The sequence below is a fragment of the Bacteroides sp. D55t1_190419_B8 genome, from assembly GCF_015558905.1.
Classification (GTDB): domain Bacteria; phylum Bacteroidota; class Bacteroidia; order Bacteroidales; family Bacteroidaceae; genus Bacteroides; species Bacteroides vicugnae.
This window is the reverse complement of the sequence record NZ_JADMOU010000001.1, coordinates 14,643-38,130: the sequence shown is the minus strand read 5'-3', so window position 1 is coordinate 38,130 and position 23,488 is coordinate 14,643. Positions and strand designations below refer to the sequence as shown.

The following is a 23,488-nucleotide window of genomic DNA, read 5'->3' as shown; positions in this document are numbered from 1 at the left end:
CCTGTTTTTGTGAGTAAATTTTTACCGAAGGTCGGTAATAGGAGCAGAAGTACAGGCGTTGGGAGCCCGGATGCGCATAAAATGTGCCAGTGTAGGCGCAATATGGTCAATGGTTACAGGTGTCTGGATAATGGCCGGTTTCACGGAATGTCCCATGAAAATCAGCGGTGAGGGAATATAAGAATGACGTACCACTTTGTTGTCGCCGCCGTTCTCGTTGACGATCGTCCATCCGGGGAGGACGTCGATTACGAGGTCACCCGAACGTTTGCGGTGGTAGCCGTTACGTATTTTGTAGATTTCCGGAGTCCATGAACCCAGTAATAGCCGGTTAGCCGAATAGGCTTCGTTCACTCCGCTGAACTGCATCAGGAATTCTGCTGACTTTTGTTGGATCTCTGCCAGATTCAGTTCTTTTTTTTCCAATAACTTATGATTCAGATAAATCTGCTGGTTATGGTGAGCTTCCACATACTTTCCTTCGCCATACGTAGCCATCAGGTACATATTCAATAGAGCCGCACAACGGTTGAGATAAAACTCTCCGCCAGGAATCTTGTACAATCCCGAATCGGGCGATTCGCTGTCTATATATCCGGTGGAAGTGACGAAAATAAGCACGTTTTGCAGTCCTACTTTCTTATCAAGAACTTCGAGCAGGTCGGCAATGCTGCGGTCAAGACGCACATAGGTGTCTTGTATTTCCATGGCACATTCCTGTACGGATTTATGCGCATAGTTTCCAGCATAGTAAGTGAGTGCCAATAAGTCAGTAATGTCATCCATGCCGATCGAACTTTTGTTTAATGCTTCTTCGGCAAGCGCATTCACTTCATCGTTTACAAAAGGGCTGGTGATGAAGCGGCGGTACTTGTTATTGCGATCATCATCAAATTTATATTTGAAGAGCATATCCCGCCAATCTGGCAGGAAAGTGTACATGCCCCGGGGAAATATAGGTTCCCATGTCATACCGGCAATACGGAAATCAATCGCTTGACGGTCGTTATATTGGCTTGCCCACCACGGAAACTCTCCATAATAGGTGGTTCCGCTCCATTTTCCGGTGTTGGGATTGATCCAGAAAGCAGCGTTTCCGGCATGTCCGGCTGCGAAAAGTGCGGCATCGCAATCTGGTGCAATGGCATATACGAGTCCTTTGCCTTGTGTCGCTATTTTAAGCTCGTCGGCAATGGTTGAAGTCAGTAGTTTGGTGGGGGCGACAGTCTGGTCGGTGTAATACCCCATAAATGCCGTGTCGTCTGTGCTGTTGACGGGGCGAAGGGTAGAGGCATCCATCCAGCGTTGAGAAATAATTCCGTTCATGGAAGGCGTCGTACCGCTATAAATAGCCGCTATGGCAGAAGCACGGTCTATACCGCAGAAGGTATATTCGGCGTTATGGAACACTCTTCCCTCTTTCCAAAGACGTTTGAAGCCTTTCTCACCGTAGAGTGACGAAAAAGCCTCCAAATAGTCCGTACGTAATTGGTCAATCGTCAGCCCTACTACTAATTTAGGGGCGGCAGGCAGTGACTGGGCTTGTAGCCCGGTGAAAGTCAGTACGGTGATGAGGGAAGTTAGTAGTCCTTTCATTATTTCTTTTTAGATGTCACAATCAGATTGCTCGCTGAACGTATCAGCAAAACGAGTGCCAAAGGTACAACAGCAAAGTCAAATCTTTGCGGAATTACAGGAAAAAGCACTATAAAAAGTGTTAAAACCATCAGATTCAGGGTTAAATACCAACATTTCTTTCCTTTTCGGACACAATATATAATGTATGGCAAGAAAAAAAGTTGCCCCGGATGGAATACCAATAATAGGAAATTGGAGCTGACTGCCGGGTGTTGGGAGAAGAGTGCGAGGAAGGCGAGGACGCATCCCACAATGCCTGCCATACCAAAAAGAAAGAGGTCGATTCCCCATAATCCGGTTCTCCGGCGGATTCCATAGATTGTGGCGGCGGCTGTCAGTATAAATAAGAGTAAGGAGCATTGAAGCGGAGTAGGCATCCGGCTGCTTTCATCCGGTTCGGGAGTGGCATCGACTACCAGTTCGTTGGCCGTTATGAGTGGACGCTGGATAGAATCGCCTTTAATTTGTGCACCGTCGAAAGCATCCATCAGGTAGAAAGGGGCAAACATCATCTGACGTTGTGTGATGGGCTGATCGGCTTCACTTCCGATACAGAGATCGATGCCGAAACGTGCCCACGGATGTCCTTTGCAATACTGATGTACGATGTCGCGGAAAGTGTGGGAGCCATCCTGCGGTTCTGCGGGATAAATCACTTTTCCTGCAATGCTTTCTTCTATCTTGTCCCGGGGGCGGGTAGCACAATTATCGTAAAAGAAATTATAACGGTACACCCGGTTTTCCGGACGGTAATTTTCTTGTAATAGCCGGATTAGTTCTGTCTTTTCTTCATCGGTCAGATTCAGCGTTTGCTGCCATACGCTGCGTCCGAAAAATGCGTATTCAGCTGCAAAACGTTCATAATCCGTTGCTCCCAGTTGGTAGTCTGTTTCTCCGAGCGAGAAGCGGAAGATGAAGTTGGGAGTGTTGAAACTGAACAATCCGTAGTTGAATACAACGTCAATCCCTTGTGAAGGATTTTCGTAACGGATGGCAGTGTGTCCGAACAGGGAATATATTTCCTCTCCGGGGGCACAAGTCAACAGGCTCAAACGGATGGAGTCGTTGTTGTTGGCAGATGCTTGTCCAGCGGGCAAAAGCAACAGGAAGAAGGAGAGGATGATGTATGAGAAAAACCGTTTCATTAGCTGGTTCGTTTTATTTCGGTGGCAAATATATGAAGAATAGTTGGATTCGGGAAAACGGAGCCTCTATTTTATCAGAATAGAGGCTCTGTTTCATACAAGCAGAGGCTCTATATAGCTTAAACAGAGGCTCTGTTTTCTTTAAATGGAGCCTCTGTTGGGGTGAAATAATGTTTCTGCTTGAACGGAAAATTGATTACAAAATAGTGGAACACTTTTTGGAACACTGTTTTTCTCTTGTAATCTATTGCTTATTAGCTGTTTATGATGTAATAAAAAAAGACTGCCGAACGCAAAGTGGAATACATAATAAACAATAAAAGATAATTGATCTATTTAAAAATAGATAGTTCGATTTTTTTGTTTTTGGGGATTTCTAAAATGAAAAAAGAAGATAATTCCTCTTCTATGCTTCAACTTTTCTTTTTTTACTTTACCTTTGCGCCCACTAAAGAATCAAAAGATTTGAATTTAATAATCGACATAGGAAATACAAAGGCAAAGATTGCTTTCTTCGACGGCGGAGAAATCGTGGATGTAGTAGCTGAATCCAATCAGTCGTTGGGTTGCTTGAAGGCTTTTTGTTCCCAATATCCGGTTGAACAGGGGATTGTGGCTACTGTCATTGATTTAAGCGAAAAGGTATTAGCTGATTTGGCAGCTTTGCCGTTTCCTTTGCTTTGGCTCAATCATCAGACTCCGCTTCCGGTTGTCAACCTGTACGAAACTCCCGAAACATTGGGATATGACCGTATGGCTGCCGTAGTGGGTGCTAATGAGCAGTTTCCTCATCGGGATATATTGGTGATTGATGCGGGAACTTGCATTACTTATGAGTTTATTGACTCAAAAGGTCAGTATCATGGCGGTAATATTTCTCCCGGTATGCAAATGCGTTTCAAAGCACTTCATCAGTTTACAGGACGTTTGCCTCTGGTAGATACCAACGGGCGCAAACTCCCGATGGGACGGGACACCGAAACGGCTATACGTGCCGGAGTGATGAAAGGGATGGAATACGAAATTTCAGGTTATATTGAGTCTATGAAGCATAAATATCCTGAACTTTTGGTTTTTTTAACGGGCGGAGATGATTTTTCTTTTGATAGCAGCGTAAAAAGTGTCATCTTTGCAGATAGATTTTTAGTGTTGAAAGGATTAAATAGAATTTTAAACTATAATAATGGTAGGATTTAAACACACACTTTGTGCGCTTTTGCTCACGATGGTTACCGGAATGGCAATCGCTCAAAATAATACAAACTCTCCTTATACACGATATGGCTATGGCGACTTGTCCGATCAGAGTTTCGGTAACAGCAAGGCGATGGGGGGAATTGCTTTTGGACTTCGGGATGGAGCACAGATCAATCCGCTGAATCCTGCTTCGTATACAGCCATTGACTCATTGACATTCCTCTTTGAAGGAGGTGTCAGTCTGCAAAATATGAATATTAGCGGTAGCGGTGTGAAACTGAACGCTAAAAACTCCAGCTTTGACTATCTGGCTATGCAATTTCGTTTGCATCCTAGGATAGCGATGAGTGTCGGATTGCTGCCGTTCTCCAATGTGGGGTATTCTGTGTCGGATACACAGACTGCAACAGATCCGAGTACCGGTGCTACGGCTGATTATGCCAGAAGTTATACTGGCGATGGAGGTTTGCATCAATTATATGCCGGTTTGGGTGTGAAGGTTCTTAAAAATCTTTCGGTAGGTGTGAATGCGTCTTATTTCTGGGGAGATATAAACCGTACACGTGTCGTTTATTATCCCAGTGTATCAGGTGCTTATAATTATAATCACCAATCGGTTGCATCAGTATCGAGTTATAAACTAGATTTTGGAGCACAATATACATTGGATATTGATAAAAAACATTCAGTGACAATTGGAGCTATATATTCTCCGAAGTTGCAATTGGGTAATGACTATAGTGTAACGACACAAATGGTTTCAAATTCTACGGGCACAGCGGTTTCTACTACAACATTGAAACCGGATGCAACGTTTGAAGTTCCTAATACATTTGGCGTCGGATTTACATATAACTATGACAAACGCCTGACAGTTGGTCTGGATTATAGTTTGCAACAATGGTCAAAAACGAAATTTGACGTAAATACACCAGATGAAGCTGTACGTGAAGACTTTAAAGAAACATACACGTATTGCGACCGTCATAAAATATCAGTGGGTGCGGAATACATTCCTAATTTGATTGGACGTTCCTATTTATCCCATATAAAATACCGTTTGGGAGCTTATTATACGACTCCGTATTATAAGGTCGGCGGCAAAGAGGCTACCCGTGAATATGGCGTAACTGCTGGTTTCGGTCTGCCTGTACCCCGTTCCCGTTCCATTCTTAGCATTAGCGGGCAGTTTGTTCGCATCAGTGGACAGGAAGCGGCTTTTGTAAATGAAAATATCTTCCGCGTGAGTATCGGATTGACGTTCAACGAACGTTGGTTCTTCAAACGCAGAGTGGAATAATGGGATGAATCGATGTGAGAGAGAATAGACGACTATATAATAACAACTAAAATTTAGATACAATGAAAATTAAAACGCTTGTGGCTATGTTGTTCCTTTCGGCAGGAGCAACCACTGTGGTAGCACAGGATGCGTCTAACTGTAACTCTAACAGTAGTATTTCGCATGAAGCTGTGCGTGCTGGTAATTTTAAAGATGCGTATACTCCTTGGAAAGCTGTGTTGGAAAACTGCCCGACGCTTCGTTTCTATACCTTTACTGACGGATATAAAATTCTGAAAGGCTTGATGGGACAAATTAAAGACCGGAATAGTGCGGATTATCAGAAATATTTTAATGAACTGATGAATACGCATGACCTGCGTATCAAATATACGGATGAATTCTTGTCTAAAGGTACAAAAGTGTCTTCTGTTGATGAAGCTCTGGGTATCAAAGCGGTAGATTATATTGCTTTTGCTCCGAAGATTGATGTGAATCAGGCCTATCAATGGTTGAGCCAGTCTGTAAACGCTGTGAAAGGTGAATCGGCAGGTGCAACTATCTTCTATTTCCTGCAAATGTCTTTGGATAAACTGAAAACGGATCCGAATCATAAAGAACAGTTCATTCAGGATTATCTGGCTGCTTCTGAATATGTAGATGCTGCTATTGCAGCCGAGGCTAGTGAAGCTAAAAAGAAATCTTTGCTGGGTATCAAAGACAACTTGGTTGCTTTGTTTGTGAACAGTGGAACAGCTGATTGTGAATCATTGCAAAGCATCTATGGACCGAAAGTAGAAGCTAACCAAACAGACTTGGCTTACTTGAAGAAAGTAATCGATATCATGAAAATGATGAAATGTACTGAAAGTGACGCTTATCAACAGGCTTCTTTCTATTCTTATAAGATAGAACCTACTGCAGAAGCAGCTACCGGATGTGCTTATCAGGCATTTAAGAAAGGTGATATTGACGGTGCGGTGAAATTCTTCGATGAAGCAGTGAATCTGGAAACAGATAATATGAAGAAGGCTGAAAAAGCATACGCTGCTGCAGCAGTACTGGCTTCTGCCAAGAAACTGTCTCAAGCAAGAGCTTATTGCCAGAAAGCAATTGGTTTCAACGAGAATTATGGTGCTCCTTATATCCTGATTGCTAACCTTTATGCAATGAGTCCTAACTGGAGCGACGAATCTGCTCTGAACAAGTGTACTTACTTTGCAGTGATCGATAAACTGCAACGTGCAAAACAAGTGGATCCGAGCGTAGCTGAAGAAGCTAACAAATTGATCGGTAGATATTCAGGTCATACTCCGCAAGCTAAAGACCTATTTATGTTAGGTTACAAGCAAGGCGACCGCATCACTATCGGCGGTTGGATAGGAGAGACTACAACGATTAGATAAATGTATGTTGCGAAAACGAAGAAACCGTTTATTGCATAAAAGCATGAGCATAACAATCACCTTCGGGGTGATTGTTATGCTTCTTTTATTATCTTCCTGTGGCGGAAAGAAGAAAGCTATGGGTGAGGCCATCACTGAACGTGATTCCCTTCCGATGATGACAACATTGGGAGTCACCACCCTTATCTCCGATTCCGGAGTGACACGCTACAGAGTGAATACGGAAGAATGGTCGGTGTACGACCGTAAGAAACCATCCTATTGGGCCTTTGAGAAAGGCGTATATCTGGAACAGTTCGACTCTATCTTTCATATAGAAGCCAGTATCAAAGCGGATACTGCCTACTATTATGACAAAGAAAGGCTTTGGAAGCTGATAGGGAACGTAGATATACAGAACCGGAAAGGAGAGCGTTTTAATACGGAACTGCTGTACTGGAACGAAGCTACCCAGAAGGTGTATTCTGACAAGTTTATACGTATTCAACAACCGGACAGAATTATTACAGGGCATGGATTCGACTCGAACCAGCAAATGACCATATATACCATCCATAATATCGAAGGCATTTTCTATGTGGATGAGGAAGCGGGTGGTCCGCCCCAACCGGAAACGAAAGCACTGCCGGATTCAGTGAAAAAAGATTCAGCGAAATAGGCGAAGTACTATCAATCGTACATCGTAAATCGTCTAATCGTAAATCAGAACTTATGAATATTTATATCTCTCTAATTATCACCATGGTCTTCTCCGCCTTCTTTTCAGGAATGGAGATCGCCTTTGTGTCGGTAGACAAACTGCGTTTTGAGATGGAACGTAAGGGGGGAATTACGTCCCGCATCCTCTCCATCTTCTTCAAGAACCCGAATGAATTTATCTCTACCATGTTGGTGGGGAATAACATCGCCCTGGTCATCTATGGTATCCTGATGGCACAGATTATCGGTGATAATTTGCTGGCAGGATTCATTGACAATCATTTTCTGATGGTGCTGGCGCAGACTATAATTTCTACCCTTATCATTCTGGTGACCGGAGAGTTTCTGCCGAAAACAATCTTCAAAATCAATCCCAATCTGGTATTGAATATTTTTGCCATTCCACTTATTGTTTGTTATGTCATTCTATATCCTATTTCCAAACTGGCTTCCGGTTTGTCCTGCTTATTTCTTCGTGTCTTTGGAATGAAGGTCAACAAGGATGCGTCCGATAGAGCGTTTGGGAAAGTAGACTTGGATTACTTCGTGCAAAGCAGTATTGATAATGCCGAGAATGAGGAAGAACTGGATACGGAAGTGAAAATCTTCCAGAACGCTTTGGATTTCTCGAACATAAAAATCCGTGACTGTATCGTTCCCCGTACTGAAGTGGTGGCCGTTGATCTGACAACTTCACTGGACGAGTTGAAAAGCCGCTTCATCGAATCCGGAATCTCCAAGATCATTGTGTATGATGGAAATATCGATAATGTAGTGGGTTATATCCATTCGTCAGAAATGTTTCGTGCTCCGAAAAACTGGCATGAGAATGTGAAGCAAGTGCCGATTGTACCCGAAACCATGTCCGCCCATAAATTGATGAAACTCTTCATGCAGCAAAAGAAAACGATTGCCGTAGTGGTGGATGAATTTGGCGGAACATCCGGCATCGTATCTCTGGAAGACCTCGTGGAAGAAATCTTTGGAGATATAGAGGATGAGCACGATAATACTTCCTACATCAGCAAGCAGATCGACGAACGCGAGTATGTGTTGTCCGCCCGCTTGGAGATAGAAAAAGTCAATGAGACGTTCGGACTTGATTTGCCCGAATCGGACGATTATCTGACGGTAGGAGGGCTGATTCTGAACCAATATCAGAGCTTCCCGAAGCTGCATGAAGTGGTGCGGGTAGGACGTTATCAATTCAAGATAATTAAGGTCACAGCGACAAAAATAGAACTCGTGCGATTAAAAGTCTTGGAATAATGACGATAATCAAGAAATTTTTAGCCAATAAATAGATGCATATTAGCATTTTTTGTATCTTCGTGCGCTAAAACGACAAAAGAAAGAAATAATAATAAACATAAATCGTATTAATCAAAATGGCAACGTTACAAAACATTAGGTCGAAAGGACCTCTATTGGTGATTGTTATCGGCTTGGCGCTGTTTGCTTTCATTGCGGGTGACGCATGGAAGGTGATGCAGCCGCATCAGGCACATGACGTAGGTGAGGTGAACGGAGACGCTCTTTCCGCTCAAGAGTATCAGAATTTGGTAGAAGAATATACCGAAGTGGTGAAACTCATGCGTGGGGTGACCGCCTTGAATGACGAACAAACCAATCAGGTGCGCGATGAAGTATGGCGTTCCTACGTAAACAATAAACTGGTTGAAAAAGAAGCAAAAGCACTGGGACTGACTGTTTCTGCTGCTGAAATTCAGGACATCCTGAAAGCTGGCGTTCATCCTTTGTTGAGACAAACTCCTTTCCAGAATCCGCAAACAGGCAACTTCGACAAGGATATGTTGAACAAGTTCCTCGTGGAATATGCCAAGATGAGCGAGTCGCAGATGCCGGCACAGTATGCTGAACAATACAACAATATGTATAAATACTGGTCGTTCATCCAGAAAACGTTGATTCAGAGCCGTCTGGCTGAAAAATACCAGGCATTGGTTTCTAAAGCTCTTCTTTCTAACCCGGTGGAAGCACAGGATGCTTTCGACGCAAGAGTAAACCAGTACAATGTGTTGATGGCTGGTATTCCTTACTCTTCTGTGGTAGATTCTACAATTGTAGTGAAAGAATCGGAACTGAAAGATTTGTATAACAAGAAGAAAGAACAATTCAAGCAATATCAGGAAACTCGTGACGTCAAATATATTGATGTACAGGTAACTGCAAGTGCTGAAGACAGAGCAGCTATCCAGAAAGAAGTAGACGAAGCTACTGCACAGTTGGCTACCACTACGGATGATTATACTTCTTTTATCCGTTCGGTTGGCTCGGAAGCTCCTTATGTAGACTTGTTCTATAACAAGACAGCTTTCCCGTCAGATGTAGTTGCACGTTTGGACTCTGCTTCTGTTGGTGCTATTTATGGTCCTTATTATAATGGAGCCGACAATACAATCAACTCTTTCAAAGTAGTTGCTAAGGCTGCTGCTGCCGACTCTGTGGAATTCCGCCAGATTCAGGTATACGCAGAAGATGCAGTGAAGACAAAGACATTGGCTGACAGTATCTATAACGCTATTAAAGGTGGTGCTAACTTTGCAGATGTTGCAAAGAAATATGGCCAGACTGGTGATGCTAACTGGATCACTTCTGCACAGTATGAAGGTGCACAGCTAGATGGTGACAACCTAAAATTCATCTCTGCTATCAACAATGCAGGTGTGAACGAACTGGTGAACTTGCCGATGGGACAAGCAAATGTAATCCTTCAGGTGACTAACAAGAAATCTGTGAAAGATAAATATAAAGTAGCTGTTATCAAGCGTGAAGTAGAGTTCAGCAAAGAAACTTACAACCGTGCTTATAATGATTTCAGCCAGTTTATCGCTGCTAACCCTAGTGTAGAAAAGATGGTGGCTAACGCTGAAGAAGCTGGTTACAGATTGCTCGACAGAATGGATTTGAGCAGCTCAGAACATAACATCGGTGGCGTGAGAGGTACAAAAGAGGCTTTGAGATGGACATTTGATAAAGCGAAACCGGGTGATGTTTCCGGCTTGTACGAATGTGGCGAAAGCGATCACCTGATGGTGGTAGGTCTGGTAAGCATTAAACCGGAAGGATACCGTCCGTTAAAAGCTGTACAGGATCAGTTGAGAGCTGAAATCGTGAAAGACAAGAAAGCTGAAAAGATCATGGCTGACATGAAAGCTGCCAATGCAACTTCATTCAACCAGTACAAAGATATGGCTAATGCAGTCAGCGACTCTTTGAAGATGGTTACTTTTGCAGCCCCTGCTTATGTGTCAGCATTGCGCAGCAGCGAGCCGCTGGTAGGTGCTTATGCTTCTGTTGCTCCGGAAAATCAGTTGAGTGCTCCTATTAAAGGTAACGCCGGAGTATTTGTATTGCAAGTATACGGTAAAGACAAGTTGAACGAAACATTCGACGCAAAAGCTGAAGAAGCTACGCTGACTAACATGCACGCACGTTTTGCCAGCCGTCTGATGAACGACTTGTATCTGAAAGCAAACGTAAAAGATACACGCTTCCTGTTCTTCTAAAGAAGTAATAGGAATAGATATTCAGGCACGGATTACACGGATTTACACGGTTTTAACTTATGAGAGAACCGCGAAATCTGTGTAATCCGTGCCTTTTTTATTCTCATTTTCGTTTACGATCTTTGTTATCTGATAAATTTTCCATACCTTGCCAATCTTTAATTGGCTTTGTGAAATACTTCATTAACTAATATGAATCTATATTATGACCAAACAACTAGCCCAGTATTCAGTTCCCACTGAAAATTCACGTATCATTCGTGTATTCCTTTCGTCAACGTTCAGAGACATGGAGATGGAACGCTCTGCATTAGTCAAACTTTTTAAGGGCTTGCAAGTGAAGGCTGCCAGTCGTGGTGTTACCATTTCATTGGTCGACCTGCGTTGGGGCATCACGGAAGAAGATGCAAAAAGTGGCAAGGTGGTCGAAATCTGTTTGAAAGAAATAGTGCATTCCCGGCCTTTCTTCATTGGCATGGTAGGTGAACGCTATGGATGGTGTCCCAGTTATGAAGATTTATCGCAGACTTTCAGTGATAGCTTGGAATATAGTTGGGTGGAAGATGATTTGAATAACCACTTGAGTGTGACAGAGATGGAAATGCAGTTTGGAGTACTGCGCAATCCCGATCCGTTGCATGCCTATTTTTATATCAAACAGTCTGCTACTGATCCCTCTTGTCCTAAAGAGGAGTTTCATAAGCTGCAGCATCTTAAAGAGTGTCTTTTGCAGCAGGATCGCTACCCTGTGCAAGAGTATGATTCGCCCGAGCAGCTATGCCAATTTGTAGAATCTGCTTTCACAGAACTGCTCGAACAAGAGTTTCCTAGTGTATTGACTGTGGAAGATAACCAGGCATTGCAAGAACAGTTAACCCGTAATGAACTCTTATTTAATTATCATCCAATACCTGAAGCGGATCAGGCTTTTTCCGATTTCTTAGCTGCGGATGAGCAACGGTGTCTGGTTGTAACGGGTGATCGTGGTCTTGGTAAGAGTGCTCTGCTGGCTCATTGGAGTGATTGGGTGAACAATGATACGCAGATGATTCCCATATATCATCGACTGGACAATACTACGCTGTCTTCTTATCCGGAGACTTTGGTGAGGGCATTAGCTGCCAAATGTCAGAATGCACTCAAATGTCAGACTTTAGGTGAAGAAGATTTGTTTACCGCTGAAGTTTCAAAGGAATCAGATTCAACTCAAGGTACAGCCAGATCGATTCTGGATATTGTGAGAGAATCAATGGTGTTTGGGAATAATGTATTGGACGGTTTTTCAGAAAACACACTTCGAAACATTAAAGAAATTGAGGAAGATTTGAATTCTATTCAAAAGTTCAGTCAGTTATGGGCTGCGCTGGGGAGATCAAAATATGCTATCATTTTATTGATTGATGATATCAGTTATCTAAATTCAACGGAAGTATCTCTGTTTTCTTTATTCGGATCTATACCGTCCAATGTGAAGGTCGTGTTAAGTTTTGCTGCATCATCTACTGCATATCTGCCTTTTGTCCGGAACGGGTACGTTCATTACCGGTTGAATGGCTTTTCGCAGGCTGATGCAAAGTCGTTTTCAAAACAATATTTGTCTACTTATTCTAAAGCTCTGTCTGCACAGCAAGAAGATATTCTTAGCTCATGGGGGCTGGCTAAACAACCGCGCTGCTTAAATGTATTGCTCAATGAATTAGTTTCGTTTGGTCAATATGATACTCTTAGTGAATATATGAGTGGATATTGTCAGATAAACGAGATTGCCCAATTCTACGACAGTGTGCTCCGGCGTTTGTCGTCTGATTATGGTTTCGATAGGATTGGAAGAGCGCTTTTAATGCTTTCACTTACTTTAGAAGGATTTACCGAAGATGAGGTAAAGAGTATGACAGGTATTAATCAGCTGCTTTGGTCGCAGTTGAGAGTGGAAATGAGTAGTTGGCTCACCAACAAAGGGGGGCGATATTGCATTTGTGATACACAAATGATAGAGGCGATTGAACGGTGTTTTGCTCAAGATGACGTGTCTATAGACGAGTGTCGCAAGGAAATAATTGTTGCTCTTCTGGATGATAGCGATACTCTTTCGCATCCTTTGACTTTTGCTGATTATAACTATCGCATGAAGCAGTTTTGTTACCATGATTCTTATCGCTATCAAGTGGAAATTACTTATCAAAGTTATAAGATGCAACATTGGGACTTTTTAAGAGATTGGATTTGTGATGCGGAAACCTTCGAAATCCTGTATCGCACTAATTATTCTCTATTAGAAGATTGTTGGAAGGCGATAATGAACGATAACCCTTCGCTTACGCCTGCAGCCTATGCTGAATTGGACTTTGGTCAGATTGACTCTTTTTTGATTCCTGTCATTGCTAATGACATGGCTACTTTCTTAAGCAGCTCTTTCCATCTGACGAAGGCGGCAATGGAGGTGAGCGAGAAAAGTATGGAAGGAGAAGCGATACCGTTAATTGCCAAGTCGGTATTAAAGATGAATGAAGGATGCCGGTACGCCCGCAATGAAGAATACGAAACGGCATGCGACTGTTTCTTGAAAGCATTGGTGATGCAGGAAAGTATTGTACCAACTCCGGAATTGGAGATTGCCAATACCTGTCGGAATCTGGCTCTGGCATATTACTACAATGAGCAATACAATGAAGCTGCGATTTATTTGAATAGGGCGCTTAATTATCATGCGGCTTCTACTGACGAGAAGAGTCAGGCAGAAGTTATTGAACTTTCCGAATTTTTGGCTTATTGTGATTATTATAGGGATGAGGAAGAGAGTGCCGCCAAGAAATTCCGGAAAGTGGCTGAAATGCACGAATCTTTGAATGGCAGACTGTCGAGTGGAGTGGCTAAATGTTTGCGTATGCAGGGAAAATGTCTTTATTATATTAAGCGATATGATGAAGCGTGGAGTTTGGTGAATGAGGCGTTGGGTATTGCTATACAGATAGATAATAGGAAACAGATCGTGGCTTGTCACAAAGAGTTGTATCATTTGTGCAAAGAGTTTAAACGGGTGATGAAGGAGCGTGGAGATGAACAAAGTTCTACTTTATTTTTTCGTGAGTCTCTTCTGCATGAAAAGTTTTTCAGTGAAAAGCCGCGTCTGGCTGAATTAACTGTCCGTTACGAGGCATTGAGATGTGATATTATGCGACAATATTACGAGAATAAGGAGTATGGGAACGTAATTCGTATTGCAACGACTTTAGATATTCACGAGGATATTGATCCTGATGTTTCTAGTGAGGTCTGTTACTACGAAGCGCAAGCTTATGCAAAGATGGAAAATTATCCAATGGCGAAAGATGCTTTCTTAAAAGAGTTTGAACTACGGAAGAAGTACTTGGGATGGGAGGATGATCATACGATTCTGGCTTGTCAAAATCTAGGGGTTTTACACAGTTTTTGTAATGAACGGGAAGATGCGTTGTCCTGTTTTCGTGAGGCGTACGATCATGAAGTGAAAAGGAATGGTAGTGACTCGGAAATGGCGAAAAAGCTGCTTCAATATATAGATGTGGTTCGTTCATAACTTGGGGCTACTTCCCTTTTTTGTTAACTTTTGCATTCTCGCTATATAGAAATCGACTTTATTTCCTTACATTTGCAAATATAAACCATCAACAGAAAGAAGAATGTCTAAATATCCCCTTTTAGGAATGACTCTTGTAGAGCTTCAATCATTGACAAAAAGACTGGGTATGCCCGGCTTTGCTGCCAAACAGATTGCATCATGGCTTTACGAAAAGAAGGTAGCCTCGATTGATGAAATGACTAATTTGTCGTTGAAACACCGGGAGTTGCTCAAGCAGAACTATGAGGTGGGAGCAGCTGCTCCGGTAGATGAAATGCGCTCTGTAGATGGTACGGTGAAGTATCTTTATAAAGTTGGTGAGAATCATTTTGTTGAGTCGGTTTATATTCCGGATGACGACCGGGCAACGTTGTGTGTGTCTTCACAAGTAGGTTGCAAGATGAACTGTAAGTTCTGCATGACGGGTAAACAAGGCTATACCGCCAACCTGACCGCCAGTCAGATCATCAACCAGATTCATTCGTTGCCGGAACGCGACAAACTGACCAATGTCGTGATGATGGGAATGGGCGAACCGCTTGATAATTTGGATGAGGTGCTGAAAGCATTGGAACTACTGACCGCTACCTATGGCTATGCTTGGAGCCCGAAGCGTATCACACTTTCTACAGTCGGACTACGGAAAGGATTGCAGCGTTTTATCGAAGAAAACGATTGCCATCTCGCCATCAGTCTTCACTCTCCATTGACAGCTCAACGCTCCGAATTGATGCCGGCAGAAAGGGCATATTCGATCACCGAGATGGTGGAACTGTTAAAAAACTATGATTTTAGCAAACAACGTCGACTTTCATTTGAATATATTGTTTTTAAAGGGCTTAATGATTCGCAGGTCTATGCCAAAGAGCTACTGAAGCTTCTTCGCGGACTGGATTGCAGGGTGAATCTGATTCGTTTTCATGCCATACCGGGAGTAGACCTCGAAGGAGCGGACATGGAAACGATGACCCGTTTTCGTAATTATCTGACGTCACACGGGCTTTTCACCACCATCCGTTCTTCAAGAGGAGAAGATATTTTTGCAGCTTGTGGTATGTTGTCGACAGCGAAACAGGAAGAAAATAATGAGAGTTAATATATAAAACCGAACATCATGAAAAAGTACTTTTTTTATTTAAGCATCGCTTTGGTAGCCTTTGTCGTTGCTTCTTGTGGTCTGAAAGGAAATCACACCTCTAGTGGTCGTGCCTATGAGCTTCTGGTTGTAGTAGATCACGGTGTTTGGGATCGTGCTGCCGGAAGGGCTTTACATGATGCGCTCGATTCCGATATGCCCGGTTTGCCGCAGTCGGAACCTTCTTTCCGGATTATGTATACTTCACCGAAAGACTATGATTCTACATTGAAGCTGATACGTAACATTATTATTGTAGATATACAGGATATATATACGAAAGCATCTTTCAAATATGCGAAAGACGTATATGCCAATCCGCAAATGATATTGACTATCCAGGCTCCGAACGAAGAAGAGTTTGAAAAGTTTGTAGAAGAGAATAAAAAGACGATTGTCGACTTCTTTACCCGTGCGGAAATGAACCGTCAGATTACGTTATTGGAAGAAAAACACAGTAACTTTATCTCCAACAAAGTGGATAGCCTGTTCGGCTGCAATATCTGGTTGCCTTCCGAACTGACCAATTCTAAAACCGGTGAGAACTTTTTCTGGGCTTCTACCAACACAGGTACTGCCGACCGTAATTTTGTGATGTACTCTTATCCTTATACTGACAAGGATACATTTACGAAAGAATATTTTGTGCATAAGCGTGACTCTGTGATGCAAGCCAATATCCCCGGATTCAAAGAAGGCGTTTATATGTCGACTGACAGTTTGCTGACTGACGTTCGTCCCATCAATGTACAGAACAGCTACACGATGGAAGCACGCGGCTTGTGGCGTATGAAGGGTGATTTTATGGGTGGCCCATACGTTTCCCACACTCGCCTGGACGAGAAAAACCAACGAATTATTACAGCAGAAATATTTGTTTATTCACCTGATAAAATGAAACGCAACCTGGTACGCCAGATGGAAGCATCTCTTTATACACTGAAACTTCCGAATGAAGTTCAGCAGAATCAAATTCCATTGGGAGGTGTATCCAAGGAGGCAGCGGAACAAACTAAAAAATAAAAACATGGAAGATAACAAGATAAGAATAGGTATCACCCAGGGAGATATTAACGGGGTGGGCTATGAGGTGATTCTGAAGACATTTTCCGACCCTACAATGTTGGAACTATGTACTCCGATCATTTACGGTTCACCAAAAGTAGCGGCTTATCATCGTAAAGCGTTGGACATACAGACGAATTTCAGTATTGTCAACTCTGCTACCGAAGCGGGATACAACCGCTTGAGTGTGGTGAACTGCACGGATGATGAGGTGAAAGTGGAATTTTCCAAACCCGATCCCGAAGCGGGTAAAGCTGCGTTGGGAGCCTTGGAACGTGCCATTGAAGAATATCGCGAAGGTTTGATCGACGTCATCGTGACAGCTCCGATCAACAAACATACGATTCAGTCGGAAGAATTTTCATTCCCCGGACATACGGAATATATCGAAGAACGTCTGGGTAACGGTAATAAATCATTGATGATTTTGATGAAGAATGACTTCCGGGTAGCTTTGGTTACGACGCATATCCCTGTCAGAGAGATTGCCACTACGATTACCAAGGAACTGATTCAGGAGAAGCTGATGATATTCCATCGTTGCTTGAAACAGGATTTCGGCATTGGTGCTCCGCGTATCGCGGTACTCTCTCTCAACCCTCACGCCGGAGATGGTGGTTTGTTGGGAATGGAAGAACAGGAAGTGATTATTCCTGCCATGAAAGAAATGGAAGAGAAAGGAATCCTTAGTTACGGTCCTTATGCGGCCGATGGCTTTATGGGTTCAGGCAATTATACTCATTTTGACGGTATCCTGGCAATGTATCACGATCAGGGGCTGGCTCCGTTCAAAGCATTGGCTATGGAAGACGGAGTGAACTATACGGCAGGTCTGCCGGTGGTACGTACTTCTCCGGCTCATGGTACTGCTTATGATATTGCAGGCAAGGGAGTGGCTTGTGAAGATTCTTTCCGTCAGGCAATTTATGTTGCCATCGACGTGTTCCGTAATCGTCAGCGGGAAAAGGTGGCTCGTGCCAATCCGTTGCGTAAACAGTATTACGAGAAACGTGATGATAGTGATAAACTGAAACTGGATACAGTAGACGAAGAATAAGTATTAAGTATAAAGTATTAAGTATTATCACAGTCGATCATTTGCAAGGTTAATACTTAATACTTTATACTTAATACTTTATACTGGCTTAATACTTAAAATAGATGACAAAAGCAGAGATACAACAAGTGAAACAACGTTTCGGTATTATAGGTAATACCGAAGCATTGTTGCGCGCCATAGATGTTGCCATTCAGGTAGCTCCTACCGATTTGTCTGTGCTGATTACCGGAGAAAGTGGAGTCGGAAAAGAAAGTTTTCCGCAGATTATTCATCAATATAGCCGGAGGAAGCACGGGCAGTATATTGCTGTCAACTGTGGTGCTATTCCGGAAGGTACGATTGATTCCGAACTGTTCGGGCATGAGAAGGGTGCGTTTACCGGTGCGATTGGCGAACGGAAAGGGTACTTTGGCGAAGCCGACGGTGGTACTATTTTCCTTGACGAAGTAGGGGAGTTGCCGATGCCTACCCAGGCACGTTTGCTTCGTGTGTTGGAGAGTGGCGAGTTTATAAAAGTAGGTTCGTCCAAAGTACAAAAGACGGATGTACGTATTGTTGCAGCTACCAATGTCAATCTTACACAAGCGATTGCCGAAGGACGTTTCCGTGAAGATTTATATTACCGGTTGAATACGGTACCTATCCAGATTCCCCCTTTGCGTGAACGTGGGGACGATGTGCTCCTGTTGTTCCGTAAGTTTTCCGCAGACTTTGCAGAGAAATACCGGATGCCCGCTATTCAGCTGACGGAGGATGCCAAGAAAGAATTGCTGGCTTATCCGTGGCCCGGTAACGTGCGCCAGCTGAAGAACATCACCGAGCAAATATCCATCATTGAAACAAACAGGGAGATCACTGCCGCCATCTTGCAGAATTATCTTCCCGCACAAAATATACAACGTCTTCCCGCACTGATGGGAACACGCGAAAGTAAAGGCTTTGAAAGTGAACGGGAGATTCTTTATTCCGTTCTGTTCGATATGCGCCAGGAGGTAGCGGAGTTGAAGAAGATGGTACACAACCTGATGGCTGAACGTGCCGGACAGGTGGGGCAGGTAGGACAAGTGGGAACGGTGGTTACTACCCCGGTGGTGACGACACACCAGCCTTCGGTACCTGCTATCATTCATACCATGCAGCCTGCGGTTTGCAAGGATGATGATGACATACAAGACACGGAAGAATATGTAGAAGAACCTCCTTTGTCACTGGACGAAGTGGAAAAAGAAATGATACGCAAAGCACTTGAAAGGCATCATGGAAAGCGGAAAAGTGCGGCTAAGGACTTGAATATTTCCGAGCGTACACTTTATAGAAAAATAAAAGAATATGAATTGGATTAAGAAAATAATACGCCCTTTGGTACTGTTCGTTTTACCGGTGGTAGTCATTGCGTGCACTGTCTCCTATAAGTTTAACGGATCGTCTATCAATTATGATAAGGTAAAGACTATTTCGATAGCAGATTTCCCGATCAAGTCGGAGTATGTGTATGCTCCGTTGGCGACCAAGTTCAATGAAGACCTGAAAGATATCTTCATCCGGCAAACCCGTCTGCAACTGCTCAAGCCGAATCAGAATGCCGACTTGCAGATTGACGGAGAAATCACAGGATACAATCAGTATAACCAGGCAGTATCTGCCGACGGTTACTCTTCGGAAACAAAATTGACTATCACCGTCAATGTACGCTTTGTCAACAATACCAATCATGCCGAAGACTTTGAACAACAGTTTTCTGCTTTCCGTACCTACGACTCTACCCAGTTGCTGACTGCCGTACAGGACGGATTGATTGCTGAAATGTCTAAAGAGATCACCGACCAAATTTTTAATGCAACTGTAGCAAACTGGTAATATAAATGACTTCTGTTAACTTTCAACAATGGATACAGCATCCCGAGATGCTGAATAGGGATACTTTATACGAACTGCGCAATCTTCTTGCGAGATATCCGTATTTTCAGTCGCTCCGTCTGCTGTATTTGAAAAACCTGTATGTTCTCCATGATATTAGTTTTGGTGGGGAACTGCGAAAAGCGGTTCTTTACATCGCAGACAGACGACAGTTGTTCCAGTTGATTGAAGGTGACCGCTATGATGTGCAGGCGCGGAAAAAAGGAGTACCTCTCACGGAGGTACTGAAAGACGAGCCGTCTGTAGACCGCACATTGGCATTGATTGACGCTTTCTTGTCCACAGTCCCCGAAGAAGTAGCGGCCCAGACCGGCTTCGACTATTCGATGGATTATACTTCCTATCTTTTGGAGGAGACTCCGGCTACGGAACAGCCATCGGAAGAAACGCCCAAACTCAAAGGATACGAACTGATTGACGATTTTATAGAAAAGAGTGAGAGTGACTCCCCCCTCTGCATGAAGCCGTTAAGAGAAGAAGCGGTATTTTCCGCAGCTGCTTCGGACGAGGTATGCGAAGAAGAAATGATGGAGGAAGAAGAGGAAGACGACAGCTGTTTCACGGAAACTTTAGCAAAAATCTATGTTAAACAGCAACGATATTCAAAAGCTCTTGAAATAATTAAAAAATTAAGCTTGAAATATCCAAAAAAAAATGCTTACTTTGCAGACCAAATCAGATTTTTGGAGAAATTGATTATTAACGCTAATTCAAAATAACTAAAAATGTACTTATTATTCGTTATCTTAATGGTTATTGCAGCCTTGTTGATGTGTTTCATCGTGCTGATTCAGAACTCAAAAGGAGGCGGACTTGCTTCTGGTTTCTCTTCATCTAACGCCATCATGGGCGTGCGCAAGACTACAGACTTTCTGGAAAAAGCAACATGGGGCCTGGCCATCTTTATGGTTGTAATGAGCATTGCTACTGCTTATGTAGTTCCTCGTTCTGCAGTTGCTAAAGACGCAGTGTTGGAACAGGCACAGAAAGAACAACAGACTAACCCGTATAACTTACCCGCAGGTACGGCTGCGCCGCAAACTGATGCTCCTGCTACCAATGCACCTGCAACGGAAACTCCGGCACCGGCTGAAACTCCTGCTCCTAAAGCAGAGTAATTTGCTCCGCCGTCAGGTAAGGCTTTGGGATAAAACCATTTAAGGGAAGGTGCAGACGGATGCTGCATTTCTTTGATATTTAAGTGCGGATTACGCAGATTACACGGATTTTCAATGTTCCGAGTGGTCAGTGTAATCCGCACTTAACTTTTTCTTGTAAAAACAATCTCTTTGTGATAGAAACAAACGAGATTTAACTACCTTTGTGGGCTGTATAAGATTATTAACTACTTTTTGAATATAACAATGACAGAACATTTGAAACAGAAATTGAATGACTCCGCCGTACTCCGATGGAGTGTTCTAGCATTGGTCGCATTTACTATGTTATGCGGCTATTTCCTCACCGACGTAATGTCTCCTCTAAAACCCATGCTTGAGAAAGAACTACTATGGGATAGTCTTGATTATGGATTCTTCACAAGCGCTTACGGTTGGTTTAACGTATTCTTGTTGATGCTGATCTTCGGTGGTATCATTTTGGATAAGATGGGAGTTCGTTTCACTGGAATGGGAGCTTGTTTATTGATGGTGTTTGGTTGTGGATTGAAATACTATGCGATTTCTACTACTTTTCCGGAAGGTGCCATGCTCTTCGGATTCAAAACACAGGTGACTTTGGCTGCATTGGGATATGCTATTTTTGGTGTAGGTGTGGAGATTGCCGGTATCACTGTTTCCAAGATTATAGTGAAATGGTTCAAGGGCAAGGAAATGGCATTGGCTATGGGACTTGAAATGGCTACGGCACGTATCGGAACAACTCTGGCGATGGTGTTGACAGTTCCTTTGGCAGACTTCTTCGGATATACGGATGAGAGTGGTGCATTCCATACCAATATTCCTGCTCCTATTCTGTTTTGTCTGATTATGTTGTGTGTAGGTACCATCGCTTTCTTCCTTTATACTTTCTACGATAAGAAATTGGATGCTTCTTTGGATGCAGAAGGCTTGGAACCGGAAGAGCCGTTCCGCATGAAAGACATTGTGTATATCATCACAAATAAAGGATTCTGGTTGATCGCATTATTGTGTGTATTGTTCTACTCGGCCGTGTTCCCCTTTATCAAATATGCTGCCGACTTGATGGTGCAGAAATATAATGTGGATCCGAAACTGGCGGGAACGATTCCCGGATTATTGCCGATTGGTGCTATTATCCTGACTCCGTTGTTCGGTTCGTTATATGACCGTATCGGTAAGGGAGCCACATTGATGGTGATCGGATCATTGATGTTGATTTTTGTACATACCATGTTTGCCCTGCCTATATTGAATATATGGTGGTTTGCTACTATTATAATGATTATATTGGGATTTGCTTTCTCACTGGTGCCTTCGGCTATGTGGCCTTCTGTTCCGAAGATTATTCCGGAAAAACAGTTGGGTACTGCTTACGCTTTGATTTTCTGGGTACAGAACTGGGGATTGATGGGTGTTCCTTTGTTAATCGGATGGGTATTGAATACTTATTGTAAAGGTCCGGTGGTAGACGGTGCACAGACTTATGATTACACATTGCCGATGACTATTTTTGCTCTCTTTGGTGTACTTGCTCTGGTTGTTGCTTTGATGTTGAAAGCAGAGAACAAGAAGAAAGGATACGGTTTGGAAGAGGCAAATATCCAGAAGTAACAGTTGCTACAATTCGAAGTAACTGTTGTGATTCAAAGTAACGCTATAAATCCGAAAGTATAAGGTTCGGAAATAAAAGAGAATCAGTATTAATGCTTTGAAATAAGAAATAAGAACTATGGCTGCCAAAGAGAAAACCAACCTGTTAGAGGTTATTCCCTGTCGCAGTGAACATATTACAGCAGAAAGGGAAGGGGAGACGATTGTGCTCTCCTTTCCCCGTTTTAAATATCCGTGGATGCAACGCTTCCTTGTACCGGCAGGAATGTCGAAAGAACTTCATGTACGATTGGAAGAACACGGTACGGCTGTATGGGAACTGATAGATGGAAAACGTACTGTTCGTGAGATCATAGAAGAACTCGCAGAGCATTTTCAAAATGAAGTGGGATACGAGTCTCGTGTATCGGCTTATCTTTCTCAAATGCAGAAAGATGGATTTATAAAACTTTTCTTAATTAGATGATAGGTGATAGATAGTTGATAAATGATAGTTGATAGATGATAAATGATAGTTACTATGTGGCATAATAGCTGGTTATATGCGTAGTACAGCCCTCCTAAGGAGGTTTATTAAATATCTCGTTTAAAGACATGAAAAAAGGCAACTGATTCATTACGAATTAGTTGCCTTTTTAATATTTTGAGAATATCTTTAGTTACTTATATTTCTTATTTACTAAATATCCCTTATCATTTAGGAAACATCTCCCATCTCCCATCTATCATTTATCACCTATCATCTATCATCTATCATCATAAATTATCTAATTAAGGAAGATTGCCCAGAATATGACAGCAGTTGCTATGAGGGCTCCCATGATAATAAGCGTCCCCCAAACGAAATAATTACTGTCCTTTTCTTTCTTTTTTTCCGAGTCGTGGATGATACGTCCCATTTCCTCGGGAGTGGTGTTGGGCAGTGGATAAGGCTCGTTGGTGCGGTTTAAGTGCTTCAGTTTGTTGTTGGCACGTTCACGGCGTAGACGGGAAGCCTCCCGTCCTTCGCTAAGCCGGCGTATCATGTCGAGCATATGTCCTTCACCACCCATATTCTTTGTCT

At 42.9% G+C, this 23,488-nt stretch carries 19 protein-coding genes; 16 read left to right on the top strand and 3 right to left on the bottom strand.

The window, feature by feature from the left end; genetic code table 11:
* Window positions 1-21: 21 nt before the first annotated feature.
* Complete coding sequence (locus I2I13_RS00160; RefSeq protein ID WP_148364398.1) at window positions 22-1,596, bottom strand: alkaline phosphatase family protein; 1,575 nt, start codon at window positions 1,594-1,596, stop codon at window positions 22-24.
* On the bottom strand, window positions 1,596-2,783 hold the full coding sequence (locus tag I2I13_RS00155; RefSeq protein WP_195648417.1) for a DUF4105 domain-containing protein: 1,188 nt from the start codon (window positions 2,781-2,783) through the stop codon (window positions 1,596-1,598). Before I2I13_RS00155 ends, I2I13_RS00160 begins: the two co-directional genes overlap by 1 nt.
* Window positions 2,784-3,191: 408 nt before the next feature.
* Here I2I13_RS00155 and I2I13_RS00150 point away from each other — a divergent pair, with 408 nt between their 5' ends.
* From I2I13_RS00150 to I2I13_RS00075, 16 genes are all read left to right on the top strand, one after another.
* Complete coding sequence (locus I2I13_RS00150; protein WP_195648658.1) at window positions 3,192-3,980, top strand: type III pantothenate kinase; 789 nt, start codon at window positions 3,192-3,194, stop codon at window positions 3,978-3,980.
* Window positions 3,967-5,280: an outer membrane protein transport protein gene (locus tag I2I13_RS00145; RefSeq protein WP_099146246.1), complete on the top strand. Its 1,314-nt coding sequence runs from the start codon at window positions 3,967-3,969 to the stop codon at window positions 5,278-5,280. The genes I2I13_RS00150 and I2I13_RS00145 overlap by 14 nt, the downstream gene beginning before the upstream one ends.
* A 62-nt stretch (window positions 5,281-5,342) precedes the next feature.
* Window positions 5,343-6,668, top strand: coding sequence for a hypothetical protein (locus tag I2I13_RS00140; protein ID WP_099146245.1), 1,326 nt, complete (start codon window positions 5,343-5,345; stop codon window positions 6,666-6,668).
* Window positions 6,669-6,711: 43 nt separating this feature from the next.
* A complete protein-coding gene (gene lptC / locus I2I13_RS00135; RefSeq protein WP_099146244.1) occupies window positions 6,712-7,326 on the top strand; it encodes an LPS export ABC transporter periplasmic protein LptC in 615 nt (204 codons plus the stop codon).
* A 53-nt stretch (window positions 7,327-7,379) separates the two neighbouring features.
* Window positions 7,380-8,636 (top strand): hemolysin family protein, encoded by a 1,257-nt coding sequence (locus tag I2I13_RS00130; RefSeq protein ID WP_099146243.1) that lies wholly within the window; start codon window positions 7,380-7,382, stop codon window positions 8,634-8,636.
* 119 nt (window positions 8,637-8,755) lie between these two features.
* Window positions 8,756-10,897 (top strand): peptidylprolyl isomerase, encoded by a 2,142-nt coding sequence (locus I2I13_RS00125; protein WP_099146242.1) that lies wholly within the window; start codon window positions 8,756-8,758, stop codon window positions 10,895-10,897.
* Between the two features lie 205 nt (window positions 10,898-11,102).
* The gene (locus I2I13_RS00120) at window positions 11,103-14,453 is read left to right on the top strand and encodes a DUF4062 domain-containing protein (RefSeq protein ID WP_195648416.1); all 3,351 of its coding nucleotides are present in this window, start codon (window positions 11,103-11,105) and stop codon (window positions 14,451-14,453) included.
* A 103-nt stretch (window positions 14,454-14,556) separates the two neighbouring features.
* Window positions 14,557-15,591 carry a 23S rRNA (adenine(2503)-C(2))-methyltransferase RlmN gene (gene rlmN, locus I2I13_RS00115; protein ID WP_195648415.1) on the top strand — a complete coding sequence of 345 codons (1,035 nt, stop codon included), beginning with the start codon at window positions 14,557-14,559 and terminating at the stop codon, window positions 15,589-15,591.
* An 18-nt stretch (window positions 15,592-15,609) separates the two neighbouring features.
* On the top strand, window positions 15,610-16,653 hold the full coding sequence (locus tag I2I13_RS00110; RefSeq protein ID WP_074557337.1) for a DUF4837 family protein: 1,044 nt from the start codon (window positions 15,610-15,612) through the stop codon (window positions 16,651-16,653).
* 4 nt (window positions 16,654-16,657) lie between these two features.
* Window positions 16,658-17,752, top strand: coding sequence for a 4-hydroxythreonine-4-phosphate dehydrogenase PdxA (pdxA, locus tag I2I13_RS00105; protein WP_148364404.1), 1,095 nt, complete (start codon window positions 16,658-16,660; stop codon window positions 17,750-17,752).
* Between the two features lie 104 nt (window positions 17,753-17,856).
* Entirely contained in the window at window positions 17,857-19,098 is a 1,242-nt protein-coding gene (locus I2I13_RS00100; protein WP_074557341.1) for a sigma-54-dependent Fis family transcriptional regulator, read from the top strand.
* A complete protein-coding gene (lptE, locus tag I2I13_RS00095; RefSeq protein WP_074557343.1) occupies window positions 19,085-19,612 on the top strand; it encodes an LptE family protein in 528 nt (175 codons plus the stop codon). Before I2I13_RS00100 ends, lptE begins: the two co-directional genes overlap by 14 nt.
* 5 nt (window positions 19,613-19,617) lie before the next feature.
* Complete coding sequence (locus I2I13_RS00090) at window positions 19,618-20,391, top strand: tetratricopeptide repeat protein (protein ID WP_195648414.1); 774 nt, start codon at window positions 19,618-19,620, stop codon at window positions 20,389-20,391.
* A gap of 6 nt (window positions 20,392-20,397) precedes the next feature.
* The gene (secG, locus tag I2I13_RS00085) at window positions 20,398-20,790 is read left to right on the top strand and encodes a preprotein translocase subunit SecG (RefSeq protein WP_074557347.1); all 393 of its coding nucleotides are present in this window, start codon (window positions 20,398-20,400) and stop codon (window positions 20,788-20,790) included.
* Between the two features lie 246 nt (window positions 20,791-21,036).
* Window positions 21,037-22,425 (top strand): MFS transporter, encoded by a 1,389-nt coding sequence (locus tag I2I13_RS00080; RefSeq protein WP_074557349.1) that lies wholly within the window; start codon window positions 21,037-21,039, stop codon window positions 22,423-22,425.
* Between the two features lie 118 nt (window positions 22,426-22,543).
* Window positions 22,544-22,891, top strand: coding sequence for a PqqD family protein (locus tag I2I13_RS00075; RefSeq protein ID WP_195648413.1), 348 nt, complete (start codon window positions 22,544-22,546; stop codon window positions 22,889-22,891).
* A gap of 301 nt (window positions 22,892-23,192) precedes the next feature.
* On the opposite strand, the gene I2I13_RS00070 is transcribed toward I2I13_RS00075, so the two are convergent.
* Window positions 23,193-23,477 carry a hypothetical protein gene (locus tag I2I13_RS00070; RefSeq protein WP_074557353.1) on the bottom strand — a complete coding sequence of 95 codons (285 nt, stop codon included), beginning with the start codon at window positions 23,475-23,477 and terminating at the stop codon, window positions 23,193-23,195.
* Window positions 23,478-23,488: the final 11 nt, after the last annotated feature.

Coding starts and splice junctions, on each gene's coding strand:
- I2I13_RS00080 (WP_074557349.1), top strand. CDS start 21,037: ATGACAGAACATTTGAAACAGAAATTGAATGACTCCGCCGTACTCCGA.
- secG (WP_074557347.1), top strand. CDS start 20,398: ATGTACTTATTATTCGTTATCTTAATGGTTATTGCAGCCTTGTTGATG.
- I2I13_RS00130 (WP_099146243.1), top strand. CDS start 7,380: ATGAATATTTATATCTCTCTAATTATCACCATGGTCTTCTCCGCCTTC.
- I2I13_RS00070 (WP_074557353.1), bottom strand. CDS start 23,477: ATGGGTGGTGAAGGACATATGCTCGACATGATACGCCGGCTTAGCGAA.
- I2I13_RS00160 (WP_148364398.1), bottom strand. CDS start 1,596: ATGAAAGGACTACTAACTTCCCTCATCACCGTACTGACTTTCACCGGG.
- I2I13_RS00155 (WP_195648417.1), bottom strand. CDS start 2,783: ATGAAACGGTTTTTCTCATACATCATCCTCTCCTTCTTCCTGTTGCTT.
- I2I13_RS00150 (WP_195648658.1), top strand. CDS start 3,192: ATGCTTCAACTTTTCTTTTTTTACTTTACCTTTGCGCCCACTAAAGAA.
- I2I13_RS00125 (WP_099146242.1), top strand. CDS start 8,756: ATGGCAACGTTACAAAACATTAGGTCGAAAGGACCTCTATTGGTGATT.
- I2I13_RS00145 (WP_099146246.1), top strand. CDS start 3,967: ATGGTAGGATTTAAACACACACTTTGTGCGCTTTTGCTCACGATGGTT.
- lptC (WP_099146244.1), top strand. CDS start 6,712: ATGAGCATAACAATCACCTTCGGGGTGATTGTTATGCTTCTTTTATTA.
- I2I13_RS00100 (WP_074557341.1), top strand. CDS start 17,857: ATGACAAAAGCAGAGATACAACAAGTGAAACAACGTTTCGGTATTATA.
- lptE (WP_074557343.1), top strand. CDS start 19,085: ATGAATTGGATTAAGAAAATAATACGCCCTTTGGTACTGTTCGTTTTA.
- I2I13_RS00110 (WP_074557337.1), top strand. CDS start 15,610: ATGAAAAAGTACTTTTTTTATTTAAGCATCGCTTTGGTAGCCTTTGTC.
- pdxA (WP_148364404.1), top strand. CDS start 16,658: ATGGAAGATAACAAGATAAGAATAGGTATCACCCAGGGAGATATTAAC.
- I2I13_RS00075 (WP_195648413.1), top strand. CDS start 22,544: ATGGCTGCCAAAGAGAAAACCAACCTGTTAGAGGTTATTCCCTGTCGC.
- I2I13_RS00140 (WP_099146245.1), top strand. CDS start 5,343: ATGAAAATTAAAACGCTTGTGGCTATGTTGTTCCTTTCGGCAGGAGCA.
- I2I13_RS00090 (WP_195648414.1), top strand. CDS start 19,618: ATGACTTCTGTTAACTTTCAACAATGGATACAGCATCCCGAGATGCTG.
- rlmN (WP_195648415.1), top strand. CDS start 14,557: ATGTCTAAATATCCCCTTTTAGGAATGACTCTTGTAGAGCTTCAATCA.
- I2I13_RS00120 (WP_195648416.1), top strand. CDS start 11,103: ATGACCAAACAACTAGCCCAGTATTCAGTTCCCACTGAAAATTCACGT.